1 pseudogene is annotated in these 527 nt (G+C 41.6%); it reads left to right on the top strand.

The features are described from left to right. Positions 1-527: pseudogene (locus HC175_RS17230) on the top strand (S9 family peptidase); the annotation flags it as partial.

Below are 527 nucleotides of genomic sequence, written 5' to 3'. Positions count from 1 at the left end.
AGAAGGCCGTCGTGATGTCTCCTGGAGAAATGACGCACCTGCTACTCTTGTTTATGCTGAAGCTCTTGACGGCGGAGATCCCGAAAATGAAGTACCTTTTAGAGACGAGGTATTTTTACTTGAAGCTCCTTTTAAAGGGCAGGGTAAGTCCCTCCTTAAAACAAAAGACCGTTACAGCGGGATCATTTGGGGAGACAAAAATACAGCAATTGCAATGGATTACTGGTGGAATACCCGAAATACCCGCACTTATGTCTTTGATCCCTCAAACAGCAAAAAAGCACCTAAGATCCTTTTTGATAGAAACTATCAGGATCGTTACAGCGACCCCGGAAGCTTCGTAACAGAAAAGAATGACTACGGACAGTATGTGCTTAAACTGTCAAAAAATAATACCTTTTTAATGGGAGATGGATTTACGCCGGAGGGTCAATTTCCATTTGTTGACAAACTGGATCTTAAATCAGGAGAAACCGATCGTCTTTATCAGTCAAAATATAATGACAAGAAAGAGACTTTGGTAGATG

It is taken from the genome of Salinimicrobium oceani (genome assembly GCF_012037645.1).
This window is presented reverse-complemented; position numbering and strand designations above follow the sequence as displayed.